We start from the raw sequence: 2,797 nt of genomic DNA on the forward strand, positions 1-2,797 counted from the left end.
GCATTCGTTTCTGACGTTTTCGCCGCACCGGCACTGGTGGCCGCCGCGTTTTTTGAGGACTCTGCGGCTGCGGCACTTTTTTCTGCTTCAGTGGCCTTTGCTGATGCCGCTTCTGCGCCGGAGGACGCTTCCTGAGCTGACGATGCAGCCTGTCCGGCGGACGTGCTGGCGGCGCGTGCTGAGTCAGTTGCATCAGTCACAAGGGCCGCGACCTGAGCAGCTGATGCACTGGCATCGCCGGCTGATTTCTTCGCGTCTGCCGTACTCTGTGCCACCACGGACGCGTTACGCGCCACCTCTTCCACCATCAGTTCAAGACGACGCAGCACCTCCGGCCGGGCATCATCCTCCGTCATGGCACAGAGAAAATCATTCAGCGTCCCCGGTTGTGAATCTTCATACACGGTGATGGTCCCGGCGTGCGATGGTGGAAAACCGTCAACCTGCAGGATGACACTGTACTGACCGTACTCCACATCCATGCTGTAACGCCCGGCTTCATCCGGATTCTCTGAGCCCACCGTGTTCACCACCACCGTGGTGCTGTTACGTCTGGCTTTCAGCTGAATGGTGCAGTTCTGTACCGGTTTTCCTGTGCCGTCTTTCAGGACTCCTGAAATCTTTACTGCCATATTCACCCCACAAAAAAGCCCACCGGTTCCGGCGGGCTGTCATAACACTGTGTTACCTGGCTAATCAGAATTTATAACCGACCCCAACGATGAATCCGTCAGTACGCCAGTCGCCACTGCCGGAGCCTTCATAAGCAATATCAACAACGACGGACGCTGCCGGATTAATCTGTATACCTGCACTCCACGCCACTGAGGTATGCCGCATTGCACTTTCGTCCCTGGCAGTGGTCGTCTCTTTCATATACCCGGGAGTGATTTCCGTCTTACGGTAATCCATTGTACTGCCGGACCACCGACTGTGAGCCACTCCGGCCATGGCGTACGCACTGACCTGCTTACTGATTTGTAAAACCGGTCCGGCCATCACGCTCACATAACGTCCACGCAGGCTCTCATAGTGAAACGTATCCTCCCCGGTCATCACTGTGCTGCTCTTTTTCGACGCGGCGAACCCCAGGGAAGCCATCACCCCCACACTGTCCGTCAGCTCATAACGGTACTTCACGTTAATCCCTTTCAGATGACTCACACCGGTATCCCCGCCCGACAACGACGGCAATGTACCCGGTTTCACTTGAAAATAGCCCACCGTAAACGTACCATGTCCACCTTCCGCACGGGCCGGAGTGACTGTCACCGCAAGTGCGGCAAAGACAGCAACGGCAATACACACATTACGCATCGTTCACCTCTCACTGTTTTATAATAAAACGCCCGTTCCCGGACGAACCTCTGTAACACACTCAGACCACGCTGATGCCCAGCGCCTGTTTCTTAATCACCATAACCTGCACATCGCTGGCAAACGTATACGGCGGAATATCTGCCGAATGCCGTGTGGACGTAAGCGTGAACGTCAGGATCACGTTTCCCCGACCCGCTGGCATGTCAACAATACGGGAGAACACCTGTACCGCCTCGTTCGCCGCGCCATCATAAATCACCGCACCGTTCATCAGTACTTTCAGATAACACATCGAATACGTTGTCCTGCCGCTGACAGTACGCTTACTTCCGCGAAACGTCAGCGGAAGCACCACTATCTGGCGATCAAAAGGATGGTCATCGGTCACGGTGACAGTACGGGTACCTGACGGCCAGTCCACACTGCTTTCACGCTGGCGCGGAAAAGCCGCGCTCGCCGCCTTTACAATGTCCCCGACGATTTTTTCCGCCCTCAGCGTACCGTTTATCGTACAGTTTTCAGCTATCGTCACATTACTGAGCGTCCCGGAGTTCGCATTCACACTGCCACTGATATCCGCATTTTTAGCGGTCAGCTTTCCGTCCGGTGTCAGGGAAAAGGCCGGAGGATTGCCGCCGCTGGTAATGGTGGGGGCCGTCAGGCGCTTCAGGAACACGTCGTTCATGAATATCTGGTTGCCCTGCGCCACAAACATCGGCGTTTCATTCCCGTTTGCCGGGTCAATAAATGCGATACGATTGGCGGCAACCAGAAACTGGCTCAGTTTGCCTTCCTCCGTGTCCTCCATGCTGAGGCCAATACCCGCGACATAATGTTTGCCGTCTTTGGTCTGCTCAATTTTGACAGCCCACATGGCATTCCACTTATCACTGGCATCCTTCCACTCTTTCGAAAACTCCTCCAGTCTGCTGGCGTTATCCTCCGTCAGCTCGACTTTTTCCAGCAGCTCCTTGCCGAGATGGGATTCGGTTATCTTGCCTTTGAAAAAATCCAGGTAACCTTCCGCATCATCGCTCGCCCGACCGACGGCCTCCACGAATGCCGATTTGCCAACGGTGTTCACACTGCGGATATAAAAGTAATAATCATGGCCCGGTTTGATATTGATACTGGCGGCTATCCAGTACAGCGCCGTACCAAGATAACGCGTGCTGGTTTCAACCTGTCTGATATCCGCAATCTGCTTTTCCGAGAACCAGAACTCAAACTGTACCGTCGGGTCATAAACGGCAAGATGCGGCGTGGCGGTTATCTGAAAATAGCCCGGCGTCAGCTCAATCCTCGACGGTGCTGCCGGTGCGGCAATCCGGAACGATACCGACGCCGGATCGCCCTGCTGCCCCCACGCATTTACCGCCCGGACTGTCAGCCTGTAGTTCCCCAGCGCCAGTTGCGTGAAGCGGTATGTGGTTTCCGTCGTCCGGGCCGGCAAGCCGATCGCGGCGGTATGCCATGG

At 55.5% G+C, this 2,797-nt stretch carries 3 protein-coding genes; all 3 read right to left on the reverse strand.

What is annotated here, in order from left to right; genetic code table 11:
• Positions 1-632, reverse strand: a 632-nt coding sequence (locus J5M71_RS25740) for a prophage tail fiber N-terminal domain-containing protein (RefSeq protein WP_207838243.1), incomplete at its 3' end; no start/stop codon positions are given.
• Positions 633-696: 64 nt separating this feature from the next.
• Positions 697-1,317: an outer membrane beta-barrel protein Lom gene (lom, locus tag J5M71_RS25745; RefSeq protein ID WP_001246632.1), complete on the reverse strand. Its 621-nt coding sequence runs from the start codon at positions 1,315-1,317 to the stop codon at positions 697-699.
• 61 nt (positions 1,318-1,378) lie between these two features.
• On the reverse strand, positions 1,379-2,797 hold a 1,419-nt coding region (locus J5M71_RS25750), incomplete at its 5' end, for a DUF1983 domain-containing protein (RefSeq protein ID WP_207838245.1).

It is taken from the genome of Pseudomonas sp. 43(2021) (assembly GCF_017490805.1).
GTDB lineage: Bacteria > Pseudomonadota > Gammaproteobacteria > Pseudomonadales > Pseudomonadaceae > Aquipseudomonas.